This is a genomic window from Streptomyces sp. NPDC021100, from assembly GCF_044333095.1.
GTDB lineage: Bacteria > Actinomycetota > Actinomycetes > Streptomycetales > Streptomycetaceae > Streptomyces.
Genome location: NZ_JBIRQH010000013.1, coordinates 74,320 through 99,021 on the forward strand (window position 1 = coordinate 74,320; position 24,702 = coordinate 99,021).

General features: G+C 71.8%; 29 protein-coding genes and 1 pseudogene. 16 read left to right on the forward strand and 14 right to left on the reverse strand.

Going from position 1 to position 24,702, the window contains the following annotated elements; translation table 11 throughout:
- Nucleotides 1–254: 254 nt before the first annotated feature.
- From ppdK to ACH4PU_RS22800, 3 genes are all read right to left on the reverse strand, one after another.
- The gene (gene ppdK, locus ACH4PU_RS22790) at nucleotides 255–2,972 is read right to left on the reverse strand and encodes a pyruvate, phosphate dikinase (RefSeq protein WP_398274944.1); all 2,718 of its coding nucleotides are present in this window, start codon (nucleotides 2,970–2,972) and stop codon (nucleotides 255–257) included.
- Nucleotides 2,973–3,516: 544 nt separating this feature from the next.
- Nucleotides 3,517–4,650 (reverse strand): tRNA dihydrouridine synthase DusB, encoded by a 1,134-nt coding sequence (dusB, locus tag ACH4PU_RS22795; RefSeq protein WP_398274947.1) that lies wholly within the window; start codon nucleotides 4,648–4,650, stop codon nucleotides 3,517–3,519.
- Between the two features lie 181 nt (nucleotides 4,651–4,831).
- Nucleotides 4,832–5,752: a helix-turn-helix transcriptional regulator gene (locus ACH4PU_RS22800; RefSeq protein ID WP_398274950.1), complete on the reverse strand. Its 921-nt coding sequence runs from the start codon at nucleotides 5,750–5,752 to the stop codon at nucleotides 4,832–4,834.
- A gap of 264 nt (nucleotides 5,753–6,016) precedes the next feature.
- Between ACH4PU_RS22800 and ACH4PU_RS22805 the strand changes: the two genes are divergently transcribed.
- The 8 genes from ACH4PU_RS22805 (at nucleotide 6,017) to ACH4PU_RS22840 (ending at nucleotide 12,407) form a co-directional block, all read left to right on the forward strand.
- Nucleotides 6,017–7,342, forward strand: a complete 1,326-nt coding sequence (locus ACH4PU_RS22805) for an MFS transporter (protein ID WP_398275290.1) — start codon at nucleotides 6,017–6,019, stop codon at nucleotides 7,340–7,342.
- Between the two features lie 168 nt (nucleotides 7,343–7,510).
- Nucleotides 7,511–8,515 carry an aldo/keto reductase gene (locus tag ACH4PU_RS22810; protein WP_398274953.1) on the forward strand — a complete coding sequence of 335 codons (1,005 nt, stop codon included), beginning with the start codon at nucleotides 7,511–7,513 and terminating at the stop codon, nucleotides 8,513–8,515.
- Between the two features lie 224 nt (nucleotides 8,516–8,739).
- Nucleotides 8,740–9,321 (forward strand): TetR family transcriptional regulator, encoded by a 582-nt coding sequence (locus ACH4PU_RS22815; protein WP_398274956.1) that lies wholly within the window; start codon nucleotides 8,740–8,742, stop codon nucleotides 9,319–9,321.
- A 119-nt stretch (nucleotides 9,322–9,440) separates the two neighbouring features.
- The gene (locus tag ACH4PU_RS22820) at nucleotides 9,441–9,767 is read left to right on the forward strand and encodes an SAV_915 family protein (protein WP_398274959.1); all 327 of its coding nucleotides are present in this window, start codon (nucleotides 9,441–9,443) and stop codon (nucleotides 9,765–9,767) included.
- The gene (locus tag ACH4PU_RS22825; RefSeq protein WP_398274962.1) at nucleotides 9,760–10,065 is read left to right on the forward strand and encodes a DUF6317 family protein; all 306 of its coding nucleotides are present in this window, start codon (nucleotides 9,760–9,762) and stop codon (nucleotides 10,063–10,065) included. The genes ACH4PU_RS22820 and ACH4PU_RS22825 overlap by 8 nt, the downstream gene beginning before the upstream one ends.
- Complete coding sequence (locus ACH4PU_RS22830; protein ID WP_398274965.1) at nucleotides 10,062–11,330, forward strand: hypothetical protein; 1,269 nt, start codon at nucleotides 10,062–10,064, stop codon at nucleotides 11,328–11,330. Before ACH4PU_RS22825 ends, ACH4PU_RS22830 begins: the two co-directional genes overlap by 4 nt.
- The gene (locus tag ACH4PU_RS22835) at nucleotides 11,314–11,811 is read left to right on the forward strand and encodes a hypothetical protein (protein ID WP_398274968.1); all 498 of its coding nucleotides are present in this window, start codon (nucleotides 11,314–11,316) and stop codon (nucleotides 11,809–11,811) included. Before ACH4PU_RS22830 ends, ACH4PU_RS22835 begins: the two co-directional genes overlap by 17 nt.
- A gap of 23 nt (nucleotides 11,812–11,834) precedes the next feature.
- Nucleotides 11,835–12,407, forward strand: coding sequence for a hypothetical protein (locus ACH4PU_RS22840; RefSeq protein WP_398274971.1), 573 nt, complete (start codon nucleotides 11,835–11,837; stop codon nucleotides 12,405–12,407).
- A gap of 24 nt (nucleotides 12,408–12,431) precedes the next feature.
- Here ACH4PU_RS22840 and ACH4PU_RS22845 read toward each other — a convergent pair whose 3' ends face one another.
- Nucleotides 12,432–13,076 carry a response regulator gene (locus ACH4PU_RS22845; protein WP_398274974.1) on the reverse strand — a complete coding sequence of 215 codons (645 nt, stop codon included), beginning with the start codon at nucleotides 13,074–13,076 and terminating at the stop codon, nucleotides 12,432–12,434.
- The gene (locus ACH4PU_RS22850; protein ID WP_398274977.1) at nucleotides 13,064–14,293 is read right to left on the reverse strand and encodes a histidine kinase; all 1,230 of its coding nucleotides are present in this window, start codon (nucleotides 14,291–14,293) and stop codon (nucleotides 13,064–13,066) included. Before ACH4PU_RS22850 ends, ACH4PU_RS22845 begins: the two co-directional genes overlap by 13 nt.
- A gap of 171 nt (nucleotides 14,294–14,464) precedes the next feature.
- On the opposite strand from ACH4PU_RS22850, the gene ACH4PU_RS22855 reads away from it, so the two are divergent.
- Both ACH4PU_RS22855 and ACH4PU_RS22860 read left to right on the forward strand, forming a co-directional pair.
- Nucleotides 14,465–14,995 (forward strand): hypothetical protein, encoded by a 531-nt coding sequence (locus ACH4PU_RS22855; RefSeq protein WP_398274980.1) that lies wholly within the window; start codon nucleotides 14,465–14,467, stop codon nucleotides 14,993–14,995.
- A 9-nt stretch (nucleotides 14,996–15,004) separates the two neighbouring features.
- Complete coding sequence (locus ACH4PU_RS22860; protein WP_398274983.1) at nucleotides 15,005–15,538, forward strand: SMI1/KNR4 family protein; 534 nt, start codon at nucleotides 15,005–15,007, stop codon at nucleotides 15,536–15,538.
- Nucleotides 15,539–15,557: 19 nt separating this feature from the next.
- Here the strand turns inward: ACH4PU_RS22860 and ACH4PU_RS22865 are convergent, their stop codons facing one another.
- Complete coding sequence (locus ACH4PU_RS22865; RefSeq protein ID WP_398274986.1) at nucleotides 15,558–15,956, reverse strand: VOC family protein; 399 nt, start codon at nucleotides 15,954–15,956, stop codon at nucleotides 15,558–15,560.
- Nucleotides 15,957–16,065: 109 nt separating this feature from the next.
- Here ACH4PU_RS22865 and ACH4PU_RS22870 point away from each other — a divergent pair, with 109 nt between their 5' ends.
- On the forward strand, nucleotides 16,066–17,049 hold the full coding sequence (locus ACH4PU_RS22870) for a helix-turn-helix transcriptional regulator (RefSeq protein WP_398274989.1): 984 nt from the start codon (nucleotides 16,066–16,068) through the stop codon (nucleotides 17,047–17,049).
- Between the two features lie 145 nt (nucleotides 17,050–17,194).
- On the opposite strand, the gene ACH4PU_RS22875 is transcribed toward ACH4PU_RS22870, so the two are convergent.
- The 5 genes from ACH4PU_RS22875 to ACH4PU_RS22895 all read right to left on the reverse strand — a co-directional run bounded on the left by ACH4PU_RS22875 (nucleotide 17,195) and on the right by ACH4PU_RS22895 (nucleotide 19,882).
- Nucleotides 17,195–17,545: a hypothetical protein gene (locus ACH4PU_RS22875; protein ID WP_398274992.1), complete on the reverse strand. Its 351-nt coding sequence runs from the start codon at nucleotides 17,543–17,545 to the stop codon at nucleotides 17,195–17,197.
- A 9-nt stretch (nucleotides 17,546–17,554) separates the two neighbouring features.
- The gene (locus tag ACH4PU_RS22880; RefSeq protein WP_398274995.1) at nucleotides 17,555–18,103 is read right to left on the reverse strand and encodes a hypothetical protein; all 549 of its coding nucleotides are present in this window, start codon (nucleotides 18,101–18,103) and stop codon (nucleotides 17,555–17,557) included.
- Nucleotides 18,100–18,363 (reverse strand): hypothetical protein, encoded by a 264-nt coding sequence (locus ACH4PU_RS22885; protein WP_398274998.1) that lies wholly within the window; start codon nucleotides 18,361–18,363, stop codon nucleotides 18,100–18,102. The genes ACH4PU_RS22880 and ACH4PU_RS22885 overlap by 4 nt, the downstream gene beginning before the upstream one ends.
- Nucleotides 18,360–18,602, reverse strand: coding sequence for a hypothetical protein (locus ACH4PU_RS22890; RefSeq protein ID WP_398275001.1), 243 nt, complete (start codon nucleotides 18,600–18,602; stop codon nucleotides 18,360–18,362). Before ACH4PU_RS22890 ends, ACH4PU_RS22885 begins: the two co-directional genes overlap by 4 nt.
- A 107-nt stretch (nucleotides 18,603–18,709) precedes the next feature.
- On the reverse strand, nucleotides 18,710–19,882 hold the full coding sequence (locus ACH4PU_RS22895; RefSeq protein ID WP_398275003.1) for a helix-turn-helix domain-containing protein: 1,173 nt from the start codon (nucleotides 19,880–19,882) through the stop codon (nucleotides 18,710–18,712).
- A 218-nt stretch (nucleotides 19,883–20,100) separates the two neighbouring features.
- Between ACH4PU_RS22895 and ribD the strand changes: the two genes are divergently transcribed.
- The 3 genes and pseudogenes from ribD (at nucleotide 20,101) to ACH4PU_RS22910 (ending at nucleotide 22,276) form a co-directional block, all read left to right on the forward strand.
- The gene (gene ribD / locus ACH4PU_RS22900; protein WP_398275006.1) at nucleotides 20,101–20,814 is read left to right on the forward strand and encodes a bifunctional diaminohydroxyphosphoribosylaminopyrimidine deaminase/5-amino-6-(5-phosphoribosylamino)uracil reductase RibD; all 714 of its coding nucleotides are present in this window, start codon (nucleotides 20,101–20,103) and stop codon (nucleotides 20,812–20,814) included.
- Between the two features lie 39 nt (nucleotides 20,815–20,853).
- A pseudogene (locus ACH4PU_RS22905) lies at nucleotides 20,854–21,715 on the forward strand (maleylpyruvate isomerase family mycothiol-dependent enzyme).
- 126 nt (nucleotides 21,716–21,841) lie between these two features.
- Nucleotides 21,842–22,276 carry an ester cyclase gene (locus tag ACH4PU_RS22910; RefSeq protein ID WP_398275009.1) on the forward strand — a complete coding sequence of 145 codons (435 nt, stop codon included), beginning with the start codon at nucleotides 21,842–21,844 and terminating at the stop codon, nucleotides 22,274–22,276.
- Nucleotides 22,277–22,285: 9 nt separating this feature from the next.
- Here ACH4PU_RS22910 and ACH4PU_RS22915 read toward each other — a convergent pair whose 3' ends face one another.
- From ACH4PU_RS22915 to ACH4PU_RS22925, 3 genes are read right to left on the reverse strand one after another with little or no spacing between them, the layout of a single operon-like run.
- Nucleotides 22,286–22,888 carry a GNAT family N-acetyltransferase gene (locus tag ACH4PU_RS22915; protein WP_398275012.1) on the reverse strand — a complete coding sequence of 201 codons (603 nt, stop codon included), beginning with the start codon at nucleotides 22,886–22,888 and terminating at the stop codon, nucleotides 22,286–22,288.
- 43 nt (nucleotides 22,889–22,931) lie between these two features.
- Complete coding sequence (locus tag ACH4PU_RS22920; protein ID WP_398275015.1) at nucleotides 22,932–23,099, reverse strand: hypothetical protein; 168 nt, start codon at nucleotides 23,097–23,099, stop codon at nucleotides 22,932–22,934.
- A gap of 2 nt (nucleotides 23,100–23,101) precedes the next feature.
- Nucleotides 23,102–23,269 carry a hypothetical protein gene (locus ACH4PU_RS22925; RefSeq protein ID WP_398275018.1) on the reverse strand — a complete coding sequence of 56 codons (168 nt, stop codon included), beginning with the start codon at nucleotides 23,267–23,269 and terminating at the stop codon, nucleotides 23,102–23,104.
- Nucleotides 23,270–23,417: 148 nt separating this feature from the next.
- On the opposite strand from ACH4PU_RS22925, the gene ACH4PU_RS22930 reads away from it, so the two are divergent.
- Nucleotides 23,418–23,885, forward strand: a complete 468-nt coding sequence (locus ACH4PU_RS22930; protein WP_398275021.1) for a hypothetical protein — start codon at nucleotides 23,418–23,420, stop codon at nucleotides 23,883–23,885.
- A 164-nt stretch (nucleotides 23,886–24,049) separates the two neighbouring features.
- Entirely contained in the window at nucleotides 24,050–24,661 is a 612-nt protein-coding gene (locus ACH4PU_RS22935) for a Uma2 family endonuclease (RefSeq protein WP_398275024.1), read from the forward strand.
- Nucleotides 24,662–24,702 lie beyond the last annotated feature (41 nt).

Genomic DNA, 24,702 nt, shown 5'->3' on the forward strand with positions numbered 1-24,702 from the left:
CACGTGCTGTCACACGCCGGTTCCGCTCCGGTGATCTCCCGGTGGCCCCCGCGTTACGCCCCGGTTAACCGGCCCCCGGGGGCAACCGCGTACCGGACACGGACGTCCTCCGTCCGTCTCGGGGCAGGCGGCGCCCCGAGACAGGCGGAAGGGGCGGCCCCGTGCGCGGAACCGCCCCTTCCCGGTACCGGAGCCGCCGTCGGTCCGAGGGTCGAGGTCATCCCATCGGCGGCTCCGGAGTCATCCGGCCGGTGTCACCGGCTGTCGCTCACCGCCCCGGTCAGGGCGGCGGCGCGGCCGGCCTCCAGGCGGGCGACGGGGATGCGGAACGGGGAGCAGGAGACGTAGTCCAGGCCCACCTCGTGGAAGAAGTGCACCGACTCCGGGTCGCCGCCGTGCTCGCCGCAGACGCCGAGCTTGAGGTCGGGGCGGGTGGCCCGGCCGGCCTCGGCCGCGGCGCGCACCAGGGAGCCGACGCCGTCCTTGTCGATCGTCTCGAAGGGGCTGACGCCGAAGATGCCCTTCTCCAGGTACGCGGTGAAGAAGCTGGCCTCCACGTCGTCCCGGGAGAAGCCCCAGACCGTCTGCGTCAGGTCGTTGGTGCCGAAGGAGAAGAACTCGGCGGCCTCGGCGATCTGACCGGCCGTCAGGGCGGCGCGGGGCAGCTCGATCATGGTGCCCAGGGTGAGCTTGAGGCTGGTGCCGGTGGCGGCCTCGACGTCGGCGATGACGCGCTCGGCCTCCTCGCGGACGATCTCCAGCTCCTGGACGGTGCCCACCAGCGGGATCATGATCTCGGCGCGCGGGTCGCCCTTGGCGTTCCGCCGCTCGGCCGCGGCCTCGGCGATCGCCCGGACCTGCATGGCGAACAGGCCGGGGATGACGAGCCCGAGGCGGACGCCGCGCAGACCGAGCATCGGGTTCTGCTCGTGCAGCTTGTGCACGGCCTGGAGCAGCCGCAGTTCGTTCTCGTGCGCCTCCTGGCGAGCCTCGGCGAGCGCGACGCGCACCGACAGCTCGGTGATGTCCGGGAGGAACTCGTGCAGCGGCGGGTCGAGCAGCCGGACGGTGACCGGGAGGCCGTCCATGGCCTCGAACAGCTCGACGAAGTCGGCCTTCTGGAGCGGCAGGAGAGCGCCCAGGGCCTCGTCGCGCTCGGTCTCGGTGTCGGCCAGGATCAGCCGCTCGACCAGCTCGCGGCGCTCGCCGAGGAACATGTGCTCGGTGCGGCAGAGGCCGATGCCCTGGGCGCCGAACCGGCGGGCGCGCGCGGCGTCCTCGGCGTTGTCGGCGTTGGCGCGGACGCGGAGCCGGCGCATCCGGTCCGCGTAGGCCATCATCCGGTGCACGGCCTGGACGAGCCCGTCGGCGTCGTCGGCGCCCGCGTGCATCCGGCCCTCGAAGTACTCGACGACCGGCGACGGGACGACCGGCACCTCGCCGAGGTAGACCTTGCCGGACGAGCCGTCGATGGAGACGACGTCGCCCTCCTCGATCACCACACCACCGGGCGCGGTCATCCGCCGCCGCTTGGTGTCGACTTCGAGCTCCTCGGCGCCGCAGACGCAGGTCTTGCCCATGCCGCGGGCGACGACGGCGGCGTGCGAGGTCTTGCCGCCGCGCGAGGTCAGGATGCCCTCGGCGGCGATCATGCCGTCGAGGTCGTCGGGGTTGGTCTCGCGGCGGATGAGGATGACCTTCTCACCGGAGCGGGACCACTTGACGGCGGTGTACGAGTCGAAGACCGCCTTGCCGACGGCGGCACCCGGCGAGGCGGCGATGCCCCGGCCGAGGAACTCGGTCTTCGCCTTCTCGTCGAAGCGCGGGAACATCAGCTGCGCCAGCTGGCTGCCCGTCACCCGCTGGAGCGCCTCGGCCTCGCTGATCAGGCCCTGGTCCACCAGCTGCGTCGCGATGCGGAAGGCGGCACCGGCGGTGCGCTTGCCGACGCGGGTCTGGAGCATCCACAGCTTGCCGCGCTCGATCGTGAACTCGATGTCGCACAGGTCGCGGTAGTGCGTCTCCAGCGTCTCCATGATCTGCATCAGCTGGTCGTACGACGTCTTGTCGATGCGCTCCAGCTCGGCGAGCGGCATGGTGTTGCGGATGCCGGCGACGACGTCCTCGCCCTGCGCGTTCTGCAGGTAGTCGCCGTAGACGCCCTGGTGGCCGCTGGCGGGGTCGCGGGTGAAGGCGACGCCGGTGCCGGAGTCCGGGCCGAGGTTGCCGAAGACCATGGAGCAGACGTTGACGGCGGTGCCCAGGTCGCCGGGGATGCGCTCCTGGCGGCGGTAGAGCTTGGCGCGGTCGCCGTTCCAGGAGTCGAAGACGGCCCTTATGGCCAGGTCCATCTGCTCGCGCGGGTCCTGCGGGAACTCCCGGCCGGTCCGCTCGGCGACGATCCCCTTGAACCGCTCGACGAGGGCGCGGAGGTCGTCGGCGTCCAGCTCGACGTCGGTCGAGACGCCCTTCGCCTCCTTGGCCTCCTCCAGCGCCTCCTCGAAGAGGTCGCCGTCGACGCCCAGCACGGTCTTGCCGAACATCTGGATGAGGCGGCGGTACGAGTCCCAGGCGAACCGCTCGTCGCCGGCCTGCGCGGCGAGGCCCGTCACGGACGCGTCGGAGAGCCCGATGTTGAGGACGGTGTCCATCATGCCGGGCATCGAGAACTTGGCGCCGGAGCGGACGGAGACCAGCAGCGGATCGTCGGCCTGCCCGAGCTTCTTGCCCATCCGGGCCTCCAGCGCGTCCAGGTGCGCCGTGACCTCGTCCCGCATCGCCGGCGGCTCCTGGCCCCCGGCCAGGTAGACCTTGCACGCCTCGGTGGTGATGGTGAATCCGGGCGGCACCGGGAGACCGAGGTTGGTCATCTCGGCGAGGTTGGCACCCTTGCCGCCGAGCAGGTCCTTGAGGTCCTTGTTGCCCTCGGTGAAGTCGTAGACGAACTTCTGCTGATCTTCGGATACCGGCACGGAACTCGACTCCTTCACTGGACCTCCCGGGGAAAAGCGCTGCCGCAGTGGGGAGGGTTGCCCTGACGGCGGGGAGCGTACCCAGATCGAAGGCTTCTGAGGAGGTCCACTCCAACGACATGAGGGCGTAACCGCCCGTCTGCCAGCAGATCGAAAGTCGCTTAGGGAGCCGGGGTTTACGGGCACCCCCTTCACATCTTGAACGCACTTTCGCGCTGAGGAGTCAGGGCAGCACGGTGCGTCGAGATTTGAGCCGTTCGGCCGTCAGTTTGTGAAGTCAGAGCGTGTGGCACTGAGTGCCACCCTTAGGAAGATGGACACCTCGATTTGGTGCTCATGTGAGCGGGACCCCTATCAGAGGTGGCGAGAATCACGCCGCCGCACTAGCCCGAACGCCGGACGGGAATCAGCCCGTCCGGCGTTTGAGGACAACCGCGCGGAGCGCGGTTTCGGGGGTGCGGGGGCAGAGCCCCTGCAAGAAACGGCGAAGGGGCGGGACCGGGGCACAGCCCGCCGCAGGCGCCCCCGCCGGGGCAAGGCGCCCTCACCCGCCCGACGTGTCGAGCTCCGCGTCAGCCCCCACCACCGCACAGTCGTACGGATCGTCCAGCCACCCCTCCGGCAGCACCACCCGGTCCCGCCCGGACGTCCGCCCGCGCGGCCCGTTCGCCCCCGCCGGCCACGCCTGGTCCAGGTCCAGCCCGCTCAGAAGAGCGTCCAGCTCCGCCAGGGACGACGTCACGGCGAGCTGCCTCCGCAGCTCGGACCCGATCGAGAACCCCTTCGTGTACCAGGCGACGTGCTTGCGGAAGTCGATGACGCCGCGCTCCTCGCTCTCCAGCCACTCCCCCAGCAGCTCCGCGTGGCGCAGCATCACCCGCGCCACCTCCCGCAGGGTGGGCGCGGCGGGCTCACCGGGGCCCTCGGGGTCGAAGGCGGCGACCAGGTCGCCGAACAGCCACGGCCGCCCGAGGCAGCCGCGCCCGACCACGACCCCGTCGCAGCCGGTCTCGCGCATCATCCGGACAGCGTCGTCGGCCGACCAGATGTCGCCGTTCCCGAGCACCGGGATCTCCGGGACGGCCTCCTTGAGGCGGGCGATGGAGTCCCAGTCGGCGGTGCCGCCGTAGTGCTGGGCGGCGGTGCGGCCGTGCAGGGCGATGGCGGTGACGCCTTCCTCGACGGCGATCCGGCCGGCGTCCAGGAAGGTGATGTGGTCGTCGTCGATGCCCTTGCGCATCTTCATGGTGACGGGCAGCGACCCGGCGTTGCCGACGGCCTCGCGGAGGATGGCGCGCAGCAGGTTCCGCTTGTAGGGGAGGGCGGAGCCGCCGCCCTTGCGGGTGATCTTGGGGACGGGGCAGCCGAAGTTGAGGTCGATGTGGTCGGCCAGGTCCTCTTCCACGATCATGCGGACGGCGCGGCCGGTGTAGACCGGGTCCACGCCGTAGAGCTGGATCGAGCGCGGCTTCTCGCTGCCGTCGAAGTGGATCAGCCGCATGGTCTTGGCGTCCCGTTCGACCAGCGCCCGGGTGGTGATCATCTCGCTGACGAACAGCCCCTTGCCGCCCGAGAACTCGCGGCACAGCGTGCGGAAGGGCGCGTTCGTGATCCCGGCCATCGGGGCCAGGACCACCGGCGGCTGCACGGTGTGCGGGCCGATCTGGAGCTGCGTCATGGAGGGGCTTCCTCGTTCGTGCGGGAGGGGCGGGCTGGGGACGGTCCGGGCGGTGGGCCAGGGGCGTCCGGCCGCCCCACGGACGTACCGGGCCTGTGAGGCGACCGTCCATTGTCCCTCATCCGGCGGACCGGATCCCGTGGCTCCGGTCACTCCGTTCCGCGCCCTGTGAACGCGGGGCTCACCCCTCCTCGGCCCGCACCAGCTCCAGCAGCCGCCGCAGCCGCGCGTGCGTCTCGTCGTCGGTCGGGGCGAAGACGAGCATCCGGGTGCCGGGGTGCGGGCCGGTCCAGAGGTTGGTGTAGTCGAGGTTCAGCAGGCCCACCCGGGCGTGCCGGAAGGTGCGCCGCCGGTTGGCCGTGGGCGGGACCACCTCGTGCCGCTCCCACATCTCCCGGAACTCGGGCGACGCGTCCTGCAACCGTTTCAGCAGGCACTTCCAGGCGGGCTCGGCGAGGTGCTCGGCCATCGCGGCCCGGAACTTCGCCGCCATGGCCCGCTTGGTCTCCTGCCGGTCGACCGCGTCGGTGTACCAGGTCGCGTTGGTGAAGTACAGCCAGAGGCAGTTGCGGTCCTCGGGCGGCAGGGCGTCGAGGTCGCAGATGAGCTGTTTGTACGTGCGGTTGTACGCCAGGATGTCGTAGCGCGCGTTCTGCACGCAGGCGGGGAAGGGCTCCAGCTGCTCCAGCATCACGCGCAGCCCGGCCGGGACGCCGACGGGCTCGGCGTTGGGGGCCGGGTCCGAGGCGTTGGCGAGGGCGAAGAGGTGGGCGCGCTCGGCGCGGTCGAGCAGCAGCGCGCGGGCGATGGCGTCGAGGACCTGGACGGAGACCTGGATGTCCCGGCCCTGTTCGAGCCAGGTGTACCAGGTGACGCCCACGGCGGCGCGCAGGGCGACCTCCTCCCGGCGCAGCCCGGGGGTCCGCCGGCGGCGCCCGCGCGGCAGGCCGACCTGCTCGGGGGTGATGCGCTCGCGGCGGCTGCGGAGGAAGGCCGCGAGCTCGGCGCGGCGGATCGCGTCGTCGTGGATGCCACGGGCCCCGGTCGCGTCGCCCGGGGCGACGAGCGGGGCGGCCGGCGGCTCCTGCACCATCGTGGTCATGCCTCCAGCCTGCAGTACGGGCGGCCCGCTGTCAGGGCCGTTGCCGGGTAGTCGTTGTACCAGGATAAGAACTCTCTGGTACCAGGTTGCGGAGTGCGTCATCGTCATCGTGTGAACGAAGCACGCGCAGCCGATGAGATACCCGCCCCGTCCCCGACACCCCCTGCCCCCGCCTCTTCCGGCACCCCGTCCCCGCCGCGCCCCCGCGCGGCGGCGCTGGGCACCGGCGGCCTCGTCACGGTGCTCCTCGGCGCCGCGCTGCCGATGGTGGACTTCTTCATCGTCAACGTCGCCCTGCCCGCCATCGACCGCGATCTGCACGCCGGCCCGGCCCTGCTGGAGATGGTCGTCGGCGGGTACGGCGTCGCGTACGCCGTCCTGCTGGTGCTCGGCGGACGGCTGGGCGACATGGTGGGCCGGCGCCGGATGTTCCTCTGGGGAACGGTCGCGTTCGGCGTGACGTCCGTGGCGTGCGGTCTGGCACCGGACGCCTGGAGCCTGGTGGCCGCCCGCGTCGCCCAGGGCGCCGCCTCGGCACTGCTGCTGCCACAGGCCCTGGCGACGATCCAGGCGGCGACCCACGGTGAGCGGCGCGTCCGGGCGATGAGCCTTTACAGCGCCACCGCAGGCGTGGCGAGCGTGATCGGCCAGATGCTGGGCGGCTTCCTGGTCTCCGCCGACATCGCGGGCTCCGGCTGGCGGCCGATCTTCCTGGTCAACGCGCCGCTCTCGGTGCTCGCGCTGCTGATGGCGGCGCGGCTGATCCCGGAGACGCGGTCGGACCGGCCGACCAAGGTGGACGGCGCGGGAACGGTCCTGCTGTCGGTGGCCCTGGTCTCGCTGCTGGTCCCGCTGACGGAGGGGCGTTCGACCGGCTGGCCGGTGTGGGCCTGGGTGCTGCTGGGCGTGTTCCCGTTCGCCGCGGTGGCGTTCTGGCGGGTGGAACGGCGGCTGGAGGCCGCCGGACGGACCCCGCTGGTGCCGCCGTCGCTGCTGCGGGTCCGCTCGGTCCGCAGCGGTCTGGCGGTGCTGGTGCCGTTCTCGCTGGGCTGGGGCGGCTTCATGTTCGTGGTGGCCGTGGTGTTCCAGGACGGGCTGCGGCTCAACCCGACCGAGGCCGGGCTCGCCCTGGCGCCGATGTGCGTCGCCTTCTTCGCCGGCTCCCTGCTCGGCCCCCGGCTGGGCGCCCGCTACGGCCGCCGCGCGGTGACCGGCGGAACGCTGGTGCAGGCCGCCGGCCTGCTGGGGATCGCCCTCACCTTCTTCTGGGGCTGGGACGGCCTCGGCGTCTGGGGCCCGATGCCGGCCCTGGCGGTGCAGGGCCTGGGCCAGGGCCTGCTGCTGCCGCCCACGCTGCGGGCGGTGCTGAGCGAGGTGCCGGCGACGCAGGCGGGCGTGGGCAGCGGGGTGATGGTCACCACGCAGCAGTCGTTCATGGCGCTGGGCGTGGCGACGCTCGGCTCGCTGTTCCTGTCGCTGTCCTCCTCGATGAGCATGCGGGACGCGGTGGTGACGACGTTCGGGGTGCAGCTGGTGGCGGTGGCGGCGACGGTGGTGCTGAGCACGCGGCTGCCGAGGGCGGTGAGCTGAGAGGAGGCCGGAGGGGCCGGGAGGGGCCGGGAGGGGCCGGGAGGGGCTCGGCGGCGGTGCGCGCACCGCATGGGTGACATGAATCGAATGACAGATATTGAAATCTGTCATTCGGTGTGCCACTCTGGTGGTGCCCTTCTCCCGCCTTCTCTCCGTGAAGGAGTCCCCGTGCTGTACCGCACCCTCGGCACCACCGGCCCCCAGGTCTCCGCCCTCGGCCTCGGCTGCATGGGCATGTCCGCCCTCTACGGCGAGACCGACCGGACCGAGTCGATCGCCACCGTCCACGCCGCCCTGGACGCGGGCGTCACCCTGCTCGACACCGGCGACTTCTACGCCATGGGCCACAACGAGATGCTCATCGGCGAGGCGCTGCGCTCCGCCCCGGCCACCCACCGCGAACGGGCGCTCACCAGCGTCAAGTTCGGCGCGCTGCGCGACCCGGACGGCGGCTGGTCGGGCTACGACGGCCGCCCGGCGGCGGTGCGCAACTTCGCCGCGTACTCGCTGCGGCGGCTGGGCGTCGACCACATCGACGTCTACCGGATCGCCCGCGTCGATCCCGACGTGCCGATCGAGGAGACCGTCGGTGCCATCGCCGAGCTGGTCCAGGCCGGGCACGTCCGCCACATCGGCCTGTCCGAGGTCGGCGCCGACACCCTGCGCCGTGCCGCCGCCGTCGCCCCGATCTCCGACCTCCAGATCGAGTACTCGCTGATCTCGCGCGGCATCGAGGACCGTATCCTCCCCACCGCCCGCGAGCTGGGCATCGGCGTGACCGCCTACGGCGTCCTGTCCCGCGGCCTGATCAGCGGCCACTTCGGCCGCGACCGCCGGCTCGCCGCCGACGACTTCCGCGGGGTGAGCCCCCGATTCCAGGGCGAGAACCTCCAGCGCAACCTGGACCTGGTCGACGCCCTGCGCGGGGTCGCCGAGCAGCGGGGCGCGACGGTCGCCCAGACGGCCATCGCCTGGGTCCTCGCCCAGGGCACCGACATCGTCCCCCTGGTGGGCGCCCGCACCCGCGAGCGGCTCGGCGAGGCGCTCGGCGCGCTGGACGTCACCCTGGGCCCCGACGACCTCGCCGCCATCGAGACGGCCATACCCGCGGACGCCGCCGCGGGCGAGCGCTATCCGGCGGACCAGATGGCGCACCTGGACAGCGAGCGGTGAGCGGGGGCGGGGGGCGCCGCCGGGCGCCGGGGCCGGGACTCACCGCGGACGTCCCCCGGCACCCGACGCCGGCGAGCACCCCGGGCCGCGCCCGCCCGTATCGCCCCTGCCCACCCTCCCCTCCCCGGTCCCAACGGGACCCGCCCCGCGCGCCCCGGCCCCGCCCCCGGCCGGGTACGGTCGTCCCAGGCGCGTAGGCGCCGGAGGAAAGGACCCGTACCCACATGCCGCCCGAGCCCCTGACCCAAGACCGCATCCTCGAAGCCACCGAGGACGTCCTGCGCCGCTTCGGCCCGGCCAAGGCGACCGTCGTCGACGTCGCCCGCGCGCTCGGCGTCAGTCACGGCAGCGTCTACCGGCACTTCGGCAGCAAGGCCGCCCTCCGGGAGGCCGTCACGGAGCGCTGGCTCGACCAGTCCCACACGGCCCTGTCCGCCATCGCCTCCGCCGACGCCCCCGCGGAACAGCGCCTGCGCGACTGGCTCACCGCCCTCTTCGCCGCCAAGCGCCGCAAGGCGGGCGACGACCCGGAGCTGTTCGCCACGTACATGGTCCTGGTCGGCGAGAACAGCACCACGGTCGAACGGCACGTCGCGACGATGGTCGGCCAGCTCGCCGGCATCCTCCGCGACGGCACCGAGAGCGGCGAGTTCTCCCTCCCCGACCCCGACCGCACCGCCCGCGCCGTATGGGACGCCACCAACCGCTTCCACGACCCGGCCTACGCGCCCGAGTGGTCCCACCCGGACATCGACACGGCCTTCGACACGGTCTGCGGCCTGGTCCTGCACGGACTGCGTGGCTGATACACCAACCCTGACGGCTCCTTGACACCTCGATAACGCGTCCTTGATGGACCGGCGCCACGCGCCTTCCTAGGCTGATCTCCTGCCTCAATTCACCCGCCCGGCAGGAGAGTTGCACCGTGAGTACTCCCACCCTCGCCGACGAGGACATCGTCCTGGCGCCGGCACGTCCCCGCCCGGCGGACGGCTGGCAACAGGTGGAGAACAAGGTCGAGTTCGAGACGCGGCGCGCCGCCGACGGAACCGACTGTGGGATGGCGTTCACGTCCGCCGAACGGCTCGTCGCCTGCCTCGGCCCCGACCAGCCGTGGGTCGCCCTGCCGCTCGGCGCACTGCGCCTCCTGTTGGGCGAGGCGGGTGTACCGCGCGTGATCGTGGATCCGCCGACCGCCCCGGCCTCGGAGGGGTCGTCCTCCTGGAACGAGCGGGAGGCCCTCCATGGCTGACCGGCTCAAGGCCACGGTCGAGCACATCGACGACGCGGGCAGGGGGTTCCACCGGGAGGCCCTGCACCTCGGGGAGTTCAAGCATCTCGCCTCCCCGCCAACCCCGGGAGTCGGCGACGCCGCCCTGAGCTCGGCCCTCCTCCGGCTCAGCGAGGCGTTCGGCATCGGCCACGAGCTGCTGACGAACCTGGTGACCAAGCACGGCGGCAACCTGCAGGCCGCCGCAAGCGATTACCAGAACCAGGACATCGACACCCGGAAAATCCTCGACGACCTGATGGGCAAGGTGTCGAAGTGATCGACGACGACCTCGCCGGCCTCAAGAAGGTCGCCACGGACTACACGTCGGCGACTGAGAAGTACGACACGACTTCCAAGGTCCTCGACAAGAAGGTGAGCAGCGTCGTCCACGAGGCCGGCTGGACCGGCGACGGCGCGGACGCCTTCCAGACGGTGTGGGGCCATGACAGCACGATCGGCGCGGCACTGGCCGAGGCCATGTCGCAGGTATCGGACGTCGTCACCGTCCTCTCCGAGGAGTTGGAGAAGGCCAAGGGCGACCTGGGCGACGTCCAGGACACAGCCCGCGCGGCCGGTCTGACCCTCGACAGCCAGGGCGGTGCCACGGGCAAGGCGGACCAGCAGGCGGAACTGGACGCGTACCAGAAGGGGCGCGACGCGGCACTGAAGCGGGCGCAGGACGCGCGTCAGCTGGCGACGGCCAGCCTGAACTCCGTACTCGACCAGATGCTCAACAAGGGAGATCCCCGCCTCCTCAACGGCGCCGACTCCTTCACTTGGGCCGAGATCCTGCGGGGGCTGTACACCACCCCTGCCGCGCTCTCCCAGGAAAGCGCCAAGAAGCTCGCCAAGCTCCAACAGGAAGCCAAGGACCTGAAGCGTGAGGCGCGAAAGCTCCCCAAGAACAGTGATGCTTGGAACGAGAAGTTGAGGGAACGCCGGCTGGTCCGAGCCAAGCTGACGGAGCAGCGGCTTCGAACAGCGTCCGTCGAGGGTTGGCAGCGCAGGGTCAAGGGCAGTGCCGCAGCTCGGGTAAGCATCGGCGACATCGCAGAGAACTACCGCGTCAGGAGCGCGGGTGTCATGGGCAGGTTCGGGGCCGTCAGCACCGGGCTGACCGGCGCCATGGTCGGGTTTCAGATGTACGACGACCACCGCAACAGGGGCTGGTCCTGGCGCGAGTCGTTCGCCCGGGACGCGACACCGGCGGCAGCAGGCATGTGGGTCGGCGGCGCGGCGGAAAGCGCGTTCATCGGCGCGTCGGCATCGAACCCCGTCATCGCGGCCGGTGTGCTGGGAGGCGTAGCCGTGGGCTACGGCGTCGGAACCTTCGGATACGAGCTCACCCACGCACACTGGGGCGACAACATCCACCGGTACGGAGTCTTCAGGGGCATCGGCCACAGCATCGGCGAAGCGAGCAACGCCTGGATCGACAATGACGTGGTGGCCATGAAGGACAAAACCGTCGAAACGGCGAAGAAGGTGGGTAGCAGCATAGGAAGCGGCGTCAAGAAGGTTTGGCATGGCGTCTTCGGCTGACGGCCGCCGCCACGGGCGGGCTGCCGGCGGCACGCCCCGAGAGCTTCAGTTCATCGGGACCACCTGGCTTCATCGGGGGGCTCCCTACTGGCTGCGCCGCATCAAGATGACGCTGATATGGCTCCTCATCACCGCGCTGACGGCTGCGATGACGGTAGGAGTGGGCGTAGCGGCGACCTCCGACGGTACTGTTCTGGTCGTTCTGGTGAGTCTCTACGCTGTACTCTGCGGCGGCACCGCCTACGTGGTCACGCGGCACATTCGAACCATCGATCGCTTCGGTGTCATGGGCGGCGGGAAATCGCCCTTCGGCAAGCGGTGGGACAAGGCCGCGACTGTGGCCACGGTACTTGTGGGTGTCTCCGTCATCTTCTCCTTCCCGGTCGGCCTCGGCGCGGCTCTCCCCTACCTCGTCCGCAGCTTCGGCCGCTACGCCCCCGGCGAGCGCTACGAGCGCAAGCGCGTCGGCCTCGGCGTCTGAGGACGGAAACGGGAACGAGCGACATGGCACACAGAACACGCCCGCGCAGACATCCGCCCCGGGTGGTCACACCCAAGACATCTGGTGCTGCGACGCGCTTCGGCGGGTTCCTCCTCGTCCTGGCAGGGCTGGTCTTCGGGGTGTTCGGGGGCGGTATTTCCGGCCATGCGTCCGGTCTGCTGGGGACGCGAGGGACGTTCACCGTCGAACGGTGCGAGCGCCTGCCGTCCTCACATCGCGGAGCCGAGGACTCCTTCCGATGCTCGGGTTCCTTCCGCCCCCGGGACGGCGGCAGGACGCGAACCGGATTCGACATCGACCGCGAGTATGAACCGGGCCGGCGCGTCAACGCTTCCTGTGGCCTCTTCAGCACGTGCTACAAGATCGACCGCGTCAACGCCTGCGGCTGGTTCTCGGGCCTCCTGGTCGCCCTGCTGGTGCTGTGCCTGGGCGGGCCGATGATGACCCACGGCACCGCCTGGCAGACGGAGCCGTACGCCCGGGCCCGCACAGTCCAGTGGCGGCTGGCCAAAGGACTCTTCTGCGCCGCGCTCGGCTTCTTCGTGGTGTTCCTCGTGCTGCGCCTGGCGCGGTGAAAGGCCGAGGCGAGCGGGGAGCCTTCAGCCCACCCCCAGGAACCGCAACACGGCCAGCACCCGCCGGTGGTCCGCGTCCGCCCTCGGCAGGTCCAGCTTGGCCAGGATGTTGTTGATGTGCTTCGCCACCGCGCTCTCGCTGACGACCAGTTGGGCCGCGATGCCCGCGTTGGAGCGCCCCGACGCCATCAGTTCCAGCACCTCGCGCTCACGTGGGGTGAGCCGGTCGAGCGGGTCGCTGTGCCGCCGGAGCAGCAGCTGGGAGACGACCTGCGGGTCCAGGGCCGTGCCGCCCGCCGCCACCCGCCGCAGCGCGTCGATGAACTCCTCGACGTCGGCGACCCGCTGTTTGAGCAGATAGCCGACGCCGCGGGTGTCGCCGGTGAGCAGGTCCGCCGCGTACCGCTCCTCCACGTACTGCGACAGCAGCAGCACCGCGACGCCGGGCCACTGCCGGCGGATGAGGAGCGCCGCCCGGACGCCCTCGTCCGTGAAGCCGGGCGGCATCCGGACGTCGCTGACCACCAGGTCCGGCCGGTGTTCCTCGACCGCCGCGAGCAGCGCCTCCGCGTCGCCGGCCTCGGCGGCCACCTCGAAGCCCGCCGCCTCCAGGACCTTCACCAGTCCCACCCGCAGCAGTACGGAATCCTCGGCGATCACGGCGCGCACGGCAGCTCCACAGTCACAACGGTCGGGCCCCCCACGGGGCTGCTGATCGAGAAGGTGCCGTCCACCGACGCGACCCGCTTGGCCAGCCCCGCCAGGCCCGTACCGCCCGACTCGTCCGCCCCGCCCACGCCGTCGTCGGAGACGACCACGAGCAGTATCCCCCCGAACCGTTCGACGGTGACCTCCGCCCGGGACGCCTGCGCGTGCTTGACGACGTTGGCCAGCGCCTCTGAGACGACGAAGTACGCCACGGCCTCGATCGCGGCCGCCGGCCGGGACGCCAGGTCCACCCGGACGCGGACGGGCAGCGGGGCGCGGTCGGCGATCCCGGACAGGGCCGCGTCCAGGCCGCGGTCCTCCAGGACCGCCGGGTGCAGGCCCCGGACGAGGTCGCTCAGTTCTTGGATCGCCGCCTTCGCCTCGCGGTGCGCCTCGTCGATGACCTTCCGCGCGTCCTCGGGCAGATCGGTCAGCGTGATCTTCGCCAGTCCCAGATTGACGGCCATCGACACCAGCCGCTGCTGGGCGCCGTCGTGCAGGTCGCGTTCGATGCGCCGCCGCTCGGCGTCGGCCGCGTCCACGACACCGGCCCTGCTCTCCGTGACCTCCTCGACCCGGCGTGCCAGCAGCTCGGCGGGGGTGGGCCCGAGGCGGCTCAGGGCGACACGCGCGTCGAGCCGGGCGAGGGCCTTCGTCGACCAGACCGCCGCGTACAGCCCGCCCACGCCGACGGCGGTCAGGTACGCGGCGTGCGTCGAGTAGCCGACGTCGGACAGCCGGACCTCCGGCGGCAGCGCCCAGATCCAGACGTACACACTCGCCGCCGCCACGGACGCCGCCGCGACGACCAGCGCCGTCAGCGCGGCGGCGGTGATCAGGGGACCGAGCACCAGGTGGTACTGCACCTGCCGCCAGAACCGCCCCGAACGGATGCCCGCCTTCCCCTCCGGCCGGTGTATGTCCACCCCCAGCCAGCCCCGGAAGCGCGCCCGCTGCATCGTCGTCAGCACAGGGGAGGCCGCCGCGAGCACCGCGAACATCCCGAAGATCGCCGCCAGGACGCTCAACGTCCGCGTCGGTCCACCGGACAGCCACGGCAGCGCGAGCACCGTCAGCCCCAGGGTGTGGATCAGGCCGCCGGAGAAGTGGAAGGCGACCGGACCGCCGCTGTTCTCGAAGGGGCGCAGCAGACGGCGCAGGGTGTTGGACATGTGCATGAAAGAACCGTAGGTCCGCAGGTCGGACCGGGGCCATGGCACACACTCCCGTCCCGGGGGTGAAGCCAGTGCCACCCCGGAACGGACAGCGGTACCAGTGACCGGCGAGGCCCGGCCCGCCATCGTGGAACACATCACCCCGCCGCCCGCCGACCGACCCACGGAGCCCCGATGACCGTCCTCCACCTCCCCCGCACCGCACCGCCCGGACGCGACGCGGCGGGCGAGCGCGGTCCGGCGGACGGAGCGGGCGCGCCGGCCGAGGTCGTCTTCCTGCACCCGCCCACCGCGCCCGCGCCCCGGCCGCGCCCTCGCCTCCTCGGCTACGCCCTGGCCGCCTGCGGTATCGCCCTGCTCCCCTGGCTGTTCGTCCTTGCCACGAGTCTGCCGTCCGAGACCACGGCCGCGAAGTGGTCGGCGGCCTGGGTCGGGCTGGACGCGCTGGAGGCCCTCGCCCTCATCACGACGGGCGTCCTGGCCGTACGCCGCCATGCCCTCCACACGCTCACGGCCGCGGTGGCCGCCACCCTGCTCGTCGCCGACGCCTGGTTCGACGTGATGACGGCTGCCCCGGGCGCCGACCTGGCCTCGGCCCTGGTCATGGCCGCCGCGGCGGAACTCCCGCTGGCGGCGGTGTGCGCGGTGGCGGCGGCCCGCGGCCACCGAGGCGGCTCCGGCGTGAGCAGCGGCGGCAACCGCTAGCGTGCGCCCATGACACCGACGGGCGACCACCGCCTCCTCCCCGCACCCCTCCACGCCCTGGCGAGCATCGAGTTCGGATACGGCGCGGAGGGCGACGGCATCGATTTCGAGTCCTACCCCGAGTTCCTGTCCGCCGAGGAGACCACCGCATGGTTCCGCGCCTGGACGGGCAACGGCGAGGTGACGGGCGACGCGTTCCGCGTCTTCGGCCAGGACGGGACGGGCGGTCTCACGGCCGCCTGGCTCGTCCGGCCCGCCGCCCCCCTCACCGCCCAGCCGGTCGTGCACCTCGGCTCGGAGGGCGAAATGGGCGTCGTCGCCCGCGACCTGCCGGCCTTCCTCTGGCTCCTGGCCGACGGTTTCGGCCCGTCCGAGGCCGTCGACCCGCGCGAACGCGCCCGTCCCGCCCACCGCGTGCCCGAACTCGCGGCGCTCGCGGCGCGGTTCGCCCCGGAGCGCCGGCAGTCCGGGAAGGCGGTCATGGACGAGGCGACGGACGAGTTCCCGGACTTCGAGGACGGCATCCTGCGACTCTGCGCCTGACCCCCGCGCCGCCACAGTGTCACCGCGCGAACTTCTCTTTGGCCGCCGGGGTCACGGGAGTGAAGAAGTTGACGAGGTTGCCGTCGGGGTCGCGGAACAGCAGCGACCGGTTGCCCCAGGGCATCGTGGTGGGCCCGCTGACGACGTCGGTGACGAAGCCGGCCAGGTCCCGGTGCACGCGGTCCACGTCGTCGACGAGGAACTCGGTGATCATGCTGTGGTTCTCCGCCGGGCGGGCGGAGCCGGGGGCGAACAGCGGGACGGTCCGGGTGCTCGCGATCGCGAGGGTCGCGCCCGCCGTCCTGAGTTCCGCGAAGTCCTCGGTGGCCCACACCGCCCGCGCGCCCGTGGCCCGCTCGTAGAACGCGACGAGACGCGCCACGTCGCCGGTGATGATGCGGATCGAGACAAAGTCCACGGGGATCTCCTTCAAAGGGCCGTCAAGGGCCGCGCCGGAAGCATGCACCGCGCAGACTAGGAGCAATAGCGGACAGAACCGGTCCTGTATGCGCATTACGTTGGTCCACATGTCCCGACCCACCGGCCGCGTGCTGACCCTCCTGGAACTCCTGCAATCGGGCGGCACCCGCACCGTGGCCGAACTCGCCGACCGCCTCGGCGTCGACGGACGCACCGTGCGGCGGTACGTGTCCCAGCTGACCGACCTGGACGTGCCCGTCGAATCGGTACGCGGCCGCCACGGCGGCTACCGCCTCGCCCCCGGATACCGCCTGCCCCCGCTCATGCTCGGCGACGACGAGGCGCTGGCCGTACTCCTCGGCCTGGTCGCCGGCCGCCGGACAGGGCTGACGACCGCCCAGCGCACGGCGAACGAGACGGCGTCCGCGAAGATCCGGCGGGTGCTCCCCCGGCACCTCGCCCACCGGCTCGACACCCTCCTGGAAGCCCTCGACTTCACCGACCGGCCCGGCGAGTTCGACACCCCGGACGCCGGGATCCTGCTCACCCTCGCCGACGCCGTGCACCACCGCCGCCCGGTCTCGATCCGCTACACCGACCGCGACGGGCGGCGCGGCGAACGCACACTGCACGCGTACGGGATCGTCGCCCACGCGGGCCGGTGGTACGTCACGGGCGAGGACCCTGGGGTCGGCGAGGACCGGACCCTCCGGCTCGACCGCGTCACGGACGCGCGGGCCCTGCCAGGTTCGTTCCCGGCGCCCGCGGGGCCCGGCCCGGCACAGCGGGTCCTGTCGGGGTTCGCCACGGCCGCGTACCGGCACGAGGTGACCGTGCGGATCCACGGAACGGTCGAGCGGATCCGCGCCCGCCTGCCCGCCTCCGTCGCCGTCCTGGACGAGCCCGAGGCGGAGGGGGATCACGAGGCCGAACGCTGGCGGCGCGTCGAACTGCGGGTGGAGCGGCTCGACTGGCTGCCCCCGGTCCTCGCCTCGCTCGACCGGCCGTTCGTCATCGAACGCCCCGACGCGCTGCGCGACCTCGTCGCCGCGCTCGCCGACCGCCTGGCGTCATACGCGCGCGGATCCTGACGGCTGCGGGCGGCGGCGGAAACGGCGGGCCGACCGGTACGCAGCGTACGAGACCACCGCACCGCGCGAACGGGACCGCCTCGCGCGCGCCCCGCGCCCGAACCCGCCCCGCCGCCCGATCAGTTCACCCCGAGCCGCGCGCCCCTCACTCCCCCTGCGCCCACGCCGCGACCGGCAGCGACAGATAAACGCCGACGTCGGACAGCCCACTCGCCGACCGGATGCCGGCGCACAGCCGGTCCACCCGCTCCTGGCGGTCGGCGGCCCGGCTCGCGAACCACTTCGACCGCACCTCGACGACCAGGTCCAGCCCGCCGCTGTCCAGCGGCCCGAGCGGCCGGAAGCGCAATTCGACGTCGCCCGGCCGCGGATCGCCGTCGTACGGCTCCTCGGGACACTCCACCGCGAGGGACACCAAGTGCGAAAGCGCGTCGCGCAGTTCACGGAGGGTGTCCTCGGGGACGTGGGGCGCGTAGGTGATCTCCACGAGTGGCATCGGCTCACCCTACGCCGATGACGGCCGCACCCCCCACGTCACGGTCGCCTCACCCCTCCCCGGCCGCCCGCCCGACCGCGCGAGCAGCGCACGCACCTCCACCGCCCCGGCCAGCACCTCGTCCGCGTGCGGCGGCGGCAGCAGCCAGAAGTCGCCCGGCCCCTCGCGCCGGCCGGGATGCGGCGTGCGCAGGTACCGCAGGTGGTCGTCGATCCCGACGGCGCGCGCCCCGTTGGCGGCCCACGTCCGCGCCGTACCCGCCCGCACCAGAACGCTGTAGACGTCCCGCCGCCGGGTCACCACCACGCCGTACGCGATCCCCGCCGCCCGGAACGCCGCCTCGACGACGTCGTCCGTCCGCACCCCGTCGAGGCCGCCCTCCACCGCCTCCGCCGCGAGGTGGATCACGTCGAAGCGCCGCCCGATCTCGATCGCGGGCGTCCGCCCCTCCGCCCACTCCTCGTGGATCTCGCGCGGCCGCAGGACCCGGGAGACGAGCCACAGCGCGCCGGGGTGGCGCTGGGTGGGGTAGGTCACGGGCAGCGGCGAGTACGTCACCGCGCCACCTCCTCAGGGGCGGCGGCAGCCGGGTCCACCCGCCAGAACGAGGTCGTCACCGCGCAGTGCGTACGGTGGTCCGGGTGCAGCCGCGTGTGCTTCAGCGCCCACACCTCGGCTCCCAGGGGGTCGCCCTCGCCCGCCCGGGACGTCTTCCGGCAGGCCCGGCACTGGAACTCGTACACCGGCTCGACGGGCAGCCCCCGCCCGCCGTCCCGCGCCAGCACGAACGCGGGCGCCACGCTGTCCACTTGCGTCACCGCCGCCTCCCGTGCGGGTGCCGCCGCAGCTCGACGTCGCAGTCGACGACGCGCGAGAAGTCACCGTCCCGCCGCGCGACGACCCGCTGCCGCGCGAGCGCTTCACAGACATCGCAACCGGGCGCGGGCGCGGGCCCGTTGCCGTCCGCCCCGGGCAGCTCCGCCGGAACGCCGCCCACGGCGGCATCCGCCAGCGCGGCCCTGCGGGCGCGGTCCTGTGGTGTTCGTTGGTGTGGCATGTTCGGCTCCACGCACAGACGATGTGTTGGTCGTCACATCGTGCTGGCGCGCAAGGGCCGGAACTGTCATAGCCCGCTGATAGCCAGGGCCAACCATTGACGCTGAGTCATGCACTTAGCCAGGCGCCGAAGCTGATGAAGTCCTCCGGCATGCGCCGTTTCGCCGACTCCAGGCCGGAGTACGTCTCACGGACGATCGGGTGGTAGCGGGTCTGCTGGGGCGCCAGCCTGCGCGCCTCCAACAGGTTGCCGAAGGCCGCTTCCGTGCGGCCGGTCCACATCTGTGCGCGCGCCACCTCGGCGTAGTGGTGGGACATCCGGGACCGCGGCCAGTCGGCGGGCAGCCGGATGCCGCGTGCCACGTCGACGGCCGCTCCGTACTCGTCCAGTTCGGCCAGCACGCTCACCCGGTGCACCCCGACATTGGCCGGCCCGAACGCCAGCCAGTGGACCTTCTCGGCCGGGCCCGTGTGCGCGGCGATCCGGCCCGCCTCGGTCAGGTGTGTCTCGGCCGTGTCACCTTCCTTGGCCCGGCCGGCCAGCACCGCGGCTCCCAGGTGCAGTTGTCCGGTGAGGACGTCGCGTTCCCGGCCGGGGTCCGCCTGTTCCAGCCTGGCCATCCCGAAGCGGATGAGCCGCTCCCCCGTACGGTAGTCACTGGCCCGGAGGTAGGCCAGGGCCCGCAGGTACTGCCGCATGCCTCCAAGCACCGGGTCGGAGGCGCGTTCCGCGGCCCACTCCAACCGGTCCAGGGCGATCGCCGCCAGGTCGATGAACCCCAGCTTCGTGGCGACGTCGTACGCGGTCCGGTAGCCGCTGGCCAGCGTCCGCCACGCCTCGGTCGTCCCCTCCGCGTGCGCGACCGTGGTCGCCTCGCCGATCAGGGAGGGCAGCTCGGACGCCGCCCGCTTGATGTCGGTGGCCCGGATCAGCATGCACAACTCGTCGGCCTTGGACGCCAGCTCGGCCGAACCGCGCGGGGTGAGATCCGGATCCACACCGAGGTCGTACACGTTCAGGGCCTCACGGATCGGGTTGATCAGTCCGTCGAGGTGGTCCTGCCGCAGCTCCTCAAGGTACGGCTGCCCCGTCAACTCGACGACGGGCACCGACAGGGCACGCGCGAGGGCGCCGATCACGGACGGGCTGGCCGGCATCTGGCCCTGTTCGACCTTGGTGAGGGTGCTGTACGAGACATTGCTCCGGTAGGCCAGTTCGCGCTGAGTCAGTCGGCGGCGCTTTCGCGTCTTCGCGATCCGCGCACCGGTGTGCTCCGACATGCTGAACTCCGATCTGCTCTCGACACCAGGACGATACCCATCCCGATCCCTGCAGCACGCGTCTTCATCACCCGCGCATCCGGAGCCACACCCGTACCGGCAATCCGCACAGCCCACCAGCCACGGGCACCAATCTGCCGCGGCGCCAGCGAACTCGGCCGAGTCGTCGCGAAGAATGAACACACGGCAGTCGCCATCACCCCCTCCGAAGGAGATGCATGCACACGAGCGAGCTGGTCGGCGCCGACGAGTGGCACACCGTCGAGGGGCGCCCCTACGTCGTCTACAAATACGCCGCCACGCTGGACGGCCGCATCGCCGCGGCGGACGGCACCAGCCAGTGGATCACCAGCGAGGAGTCCCGCGCCGAGGTGCACGCGCTGCGCGCCGCCTGTCAGGCGACCGTCGTCGGGTCGGGCACACAGCAGGCCGACGACCCGCACCTGGCCGTGCGGTCGGCGAAGGACGACCCGAACCTCAAGGTCACCGCACCGGCCGAGCGGCAGCCGTGGCGCGTCATCGTGGACACCCACGCCCGGACGCCGCGCAGCGCCCGCGTGCTCGACGATGCGGCGCCGACGCTGATCGCCGTGGCCGACGGTGCGGACGCGTCGCACCTGGAGGGCCGGGCGACCGTCGTCCGGCTGCCGAAGGCGGCGGAGGGCCTGGACATCGCGGCGCTGTTGCGCGAACTGTACGAGCGTGACGTGCGCGGCGTGTTCCTGGAGGGCGGACCCACCCTCGCCGCCTCGTTCGTCTCGGCGGGGCTCGTCGACCGCGTCATCGCGTACATCGCGCCCGCCCTCCTGGGCCGTGGCAAGAGCGCCCTCCAGGGCGGAACGATCGGCACGATCGGCGACACACTGCGCTGCGACCTGATCGACGTGGCCCGTTCGGGCCCGGACGTCCGTTTGGTGGCACGGCCGCGTTGAACGGTGGCCGGACGGGCGGCCGGTTGCCACGCTGTGGTCATGGAGTTCCGATCCGGCGACACGCCTGGCCCCGCGTGGCTCGGCGCCCCGATCGACGCCCGTCCGCTGTTCGGTCCCGAACACGCCGCGCTGATGGCCACGCTGCGCGGTCCGGCGCCCGCCGAGTGGGACAGGGAAGCGGTGCCGGGCTGGACCGTGCGCGATCTCGCCGCACATGTGCTGGGCGACTGCTACGGACGGCTGGCCCGCGACCGCGACCACCACGCCGGAGGGCCCGCCCCCGCGCCGGGCGAACCCCTCGAAACGTTCATCCACCGCATCAACCGGGAATGGGTGGCCGCCTGCGCCCGGGTCAGTCCCGCCGCGCTCATCGAGACCCTGGACGTGATCGGCGCGCAGACGACACGTTTCCTCGAGGCCGTCGACCTCACCGCACCCTCGCTGGAGTGTCCTGGGCCGGGATCGACCCGGCGCCCATGTGGCTAAACAGCCCCGGGAGTTCACCGAGTTCTGGACGCACCGCCAGCAGATCCGCCATGCCGTCGGCCTGCCGACCGACCCGGACCCACGGTCGCTGTCGGTGGTCCTGGACACGTTCATGCGCGCTGTGCCGCACACCCTACGCACGGTCGACGCGCCGCCCGGCACACAGGTCCGGGTGAAGGTTGACGGCCCGGCGGGCCGCGCCTGGACGACCACGGCCACGGCCACCGGGACCCGCTGGTCGCTGGCCGAACCGGACACCGGCCGTCCGGCCGCGCTGCTCCGCCTGGACACGGAAACGGCCTGGCGCCTGTGCACCCGGGGCATCCGACCGGGCACGGCCCTGGCCCGCGCCGGCATCGAAGGCGATCGCGCCTTGGCCGAGGCCGCCTGCCGCGTCGTGTCGATCGTCCACTGACGGCTGCCGTCCGCGCCACGGTTCTCGGGCTCGCCGAGGCCGCCCGGGAACTCCGGCGCGCGACCACCGCGCCGCCCACCCCTCCCCGCATCCGTCGCGGCACGAACGGAATGCCAGACTCTGCCGATGACCAACGCCAAGGACACAGTGCGCCAGTTCCTCCTCCAGGTGCGATCGGGCCTGCACCCCGACCGGGCCGACCGCTTCATGGCCGGCCTGGTCCGGGCCCACCAGGTCGTCTCGGAGGCGCCGGTGGTCGTGGAGCGGACACCGGGGCAGTACACCGAGCACGTCCAGGAGATGCTCGACGCGTACGGAGCCTTCACGCTGACCGTGGACGAGCTCATCGCCGAAGGCGATCGGGTCTACGCCCGCTGGACCCAGACCGGACGGCACGTCGGGCCGATCGGCGACCACACGCCGACCGGTGCGCAGGTCACGGCGATGACCAGTGCGGTCTACCGCGTCGAGGACGGCCTGATCGTCGAGTACTGGATCCAGATCGACCGGCAGGGCATCACGGCCCAGTTGGAGCGAGCCGCCGCGCGCGCGGAGCACTGACGCGCCCGGCTACCTGCCGGCGGCGGCCGTTCCGTTTCGTCCGGCGTCCGGGCGGGGCTCCGATGCCCGATCCGGACCGGTCCGGACCCAGAACCGCAGCTTGCCGGACCGTTCGTCCTCGAAAGCGCCACCGCACGCCTCGATGACCTTGCGGGAGCCGGTGTTGTCCGGGTCGCAGGTGACCAGGACCGGGTTGATGCCCAGGCCCGCGGCGACGGGCAGGACGGCACGCAGCATCGCCGTGGCGTGACCACGGCGACGCGCGGAGGGGCGGACGTCGTAGCCGATGTGGCCTCCCCATTCCAGCAGGCGCGGGGTGGCCCGGTGGCGGACGGCGATCCGTCCGAGATAGGTGTCGCCGTCGACGTACCAGAGGGTGGTGGAGGGAACGTGGCCCTCGGGCCGCGGGGTGTCCTCGTGCGCGTCGGCGAGCACCGACTCCACATAACCCGCGAAGACTTGGGGGTCCCGCCACCGGGGGTGATAGCGCAGGATGTCCCTGCCGACCATCGAATCGTCCTCGGGAACCCCTCGCCCCTCGGCTCGCAATTCCTCCATGGCCTCGACGAACGAGGCGTGAACACGCACATCGGGTCTGATCAGTTGAGGCATCCGCACAGTGTGCCCGATGCCGGCCCGATGCCCCTGTGCCCGATCACTCCACTACTGCGGATTCCCCCTGCTCGAAGGCGATGCGGCAGGCTTCGACCTGTCCGGCCACATGCTCCATGAACCAGCACACGATCTCGTAAGGGATCACGTGCCCCTCCGGGCTGAACACGCGGACGGTCGGCTCCAGGGCCGAATCCTCGTCGGGTATCACCCCTACAGACAGGCGGCCCCGGGAAGGTGCGTCTGCGCGTCGGGACGGTCGGCCCATGCGGCCGGCACCGGTACGGCCTCGCTCAATTCCACGCACCACGCGTCGTCGGGCAAGGCGTAGTGGTACTGGATGGCGTAGTGACGACCTGCGTGCACTCGGAGCTGCGACATGTCCGCAGGCTGCCACAATTCCGCGCCGGAGTCCCGCGAGATGGGTACGCACAGTCGCGGAAAACCGGCAGGACCCCGGTGATGCGCGCGATTCCGCGTCTGGGATTCTTGAACCGTTCCGGGAATTCGGGGATGCAGGGGGAATGTCATGCGCCTGCGTGCGCTTGGTCTGATATGCGGTCTGATCGCGGCCGTATCCGTCACCAACACCGGATGCGCTCGCGTCTTCGACTGCGGCGACGAGGGCGACCGCCCGGCCGGGCTCATCCGTCAGGACATGGTCGGCACATATCGCGCCGATCCCTTCGGCACCCTGACGCTGAAAAGCGACGGAACGTTCGAGGCCGGCGACTGGCCGGAGTTCGACTACCCGAAGAACCCCAAGCACACGGGCCGGGCCGTCGGCACCTGGACTCTCCAGCCGGAACGGAAAACCAGCGGGACGCGCGATGACCTCGAACTCTCTTTCACCGGAAGTCGGTACTGGGACTCCGATTTCTCCGAGTGGAGGAACCATTTCTCCTTCGACGTCACGGGCAACCGGCAGAAACCGCGCCTGTACCGCTTCACCACGGACCCGGACGTCTGCGAACTCCACACCCTCCGCCACGGCTGACGCGGCCGGGCGGGTTCATCACGGCGCGAAGCGCCGGACTGCCCAAGCGCCCCCTCCCGGAAGCTTCGCGGTCGCCGAGCCGAACGAACCCCGGACTGTCAGTGGGGGCCGCTACGGTGTGTAGTGCCCGGCATACTCATCAGGGGAGGCGCATGATGGCAATCATGACGGACATTCCACGCGAGGCGCTCCAGTCGATACACGGCGGTGGGGACGGGGACGAGCCGAAGGCCGATTTCGAGCAGCTCTGCCGCGATCTGGAGCCGGTCAACGACACCCTGCCCGACGGGTATCGCGTGGAGATCATCGGGGGGAAGATCATCATGTCGCCGTGGCCGCAGGGCCGCTACCTACGTGCCATGCGGAGCCTGGAGCGCCAGCTCAGGCCGCACGCCCCGGAACGGCATGAAGTAGGCACCGAACCCTGCCTGTTCCGCTTTCCCGAACAGGAGAGGGGTTACGGGCCCGACCTGCACGTGGCCGACGAAGCCCTGGTCGACGTCGAGAGCATCTTCTTGCCGGGCGAGGCCCTGTCCCTGGTCGGCGAAGTGACGTCGTCGTCAACACGGGCGTTCGACCTCACCGACAAGGTGGAGGTCTACGGCCGGGGAGGCGTCCCCGCATACGTCCTGATCGACATGGCTGTCAAGGCGGTCACCGTGTACCACGATCCCACTCCCGACCGCGGCTACCGGGCCCACACTCAGGTCAAGTTCGGCGACAAGGTGCGCATCCCCGCGCCCTTCGACTGCGAGGTGGACACTGCCACTTGGTGAACGCGGGGAGCGTCGAGGACAACCGCCCGCGCCAAAATCCC

Excerpts from the sequence above, each read along its gene's own strand:
- ACH4PU_RS22825 (WP_398274962.1), top strand. The coding sequence starts at position 9,760 with ATGGCTGACCGGCTCAAGGCCACGGTCGAGCACATCGACGACGCGGGC.
- ACH4PU_RS22925 (WP_398275018.1), bottom strand. The coding sequence starts at position 23,269 with ATGTCGCAGCTCCGAGTGCACGCAGGTCGTCACTACGCCATCCAGTAC.
- dusB (WP_398274947.1), bottom strand. The coding sequence starts at position 4,650 with ATGACGCAGCTCCAGATCGGCCCGCACACCGTGCAGCCGCCGGTGGTC.
- ACH4PU_RS22800 (WP_398274950.1), bottom strand. The coding sequence starts at position 5,752 with ATGACCACGATGGTGCAGGAGCCGCCGGCCGCCCCGCTCGTCGCCCCG.
- ACH4PU_RS22840 (WP_398274971.1), top strand. The coding sequence starts at position 11,835 with ATGGCACACAGAACACGCCCGCGCAGACATCCGCCCCGGGTGGTCACA.
- ACH4PU_RS22930 (WP_398275021.1), top strand. The coding sequence starts at position 23,418 with ATGCGCCTGCGTGCGCTTGGTCTGATATGCGGTCTGATCGCGGCCGTA.
- ACH4PU_RS22835 (WP_398274968.1), top strand. The coding sequence starts at position 11,314 with ATGGCGTCTTCGGCTGACGGCCGCCGCCACGGGCGGGCTGCCGGCGGC.
- ACH4PU_RS22860 (WP_398274983.1), top strand. The coding sequence starts at position 15,005 with ATGACACCGACGGGCGACCACCGCCTCCTCCCCGCACCCCTCCACGCC.
- ACH4PU_RS22875 (WP_398274992.1), bottom strand. The coding sequence starts at position 17,545 with ATGCCACTCGTGGAGATCACCTACGCGCCCCACGTCCCCGAGGACACC.
- ACH4PU_RS22850 (WP_398274977.1), bottom strand. The coding sequence starts at position 14,293 with ATGCACATGTCCAACACCCTGCGCCGTCTGCTGCGCCCCTTCGAGAAC.
- ACH4PU_RS22815 (WP_398274956.1), top strand. The coding sequence starts at position 8,740 with ATGCCGCCCGAGCCCCTGACCCAAGACCGCATCCTCGAAGCCACCGAG.
- ACH4PU_RS22870 (WP_398274989.1), top strand. The coding sequence starts at position 16,066 with ATGTCCCGACCCACCGGCCGCGTGCTGACCCTCCTGGAACTCCTGCAA.
- ribD (WP_398275006.1), top strand. The coding sequence starts at position 20,101 with ATGCACACGAGCGAGCTGGTCGGCGCCGACGAGTGGCACACCGTCGAG.
- ACH4PU_RS22895 (WP_398275003.1), bottom strand. The coding sequence starts at position 19,882 with ATGTCGGAGCACACCGGTGCGCGGATCGCGAAGACGCGAAAGCGCCGC.
- ACH4PU_RS22890 (WP_398275001.1), bottom strand. The coding sequence starts at position 18,602 with ATGCCACACCAACGAACACCACAGGACCGCGCCCGCAGGGCCGCGCTG.
- ACH4PU_RS22805 (WP_398275290.1), top strand. The coding sequence starts at position 6,017 with ATGGTGGACTTCTTCATCGTCAACGTCGCCCTGCCCGCCATCGACCGC.
- ACH4PU_RS22855 (WP_398274980.1), top strand. The coding sequence starts at position 14,465 with ATGACCGTCCTCCACCTCCCCCGCACCGCACCGCCCGGACGCGACGCG.
- ACH4PU_RS22910 (WP_398275009.1), top strand. The coding sequence starts at position 21,842 with ATGACCAACGCCAAGGACACAGTGCGCCAGTTCCTCCTCCAGGTGCGA.
- ACH4PU_RS22935 (WP_398275024.1), top strand. The coding sequence starts at position 24,050 with ATGACGGACATTCCACGCGAGGCGCTCCAGTCGATACACGGCGGTGGG.
- ACH4PU_RS22915 (WP_398275012.1), bottom strand. The coding sequence starts at position 22,888 with ATGCCTCAACTGATCAGACCCGATGTGCGTGTTCACGCCTCGTTCGTC.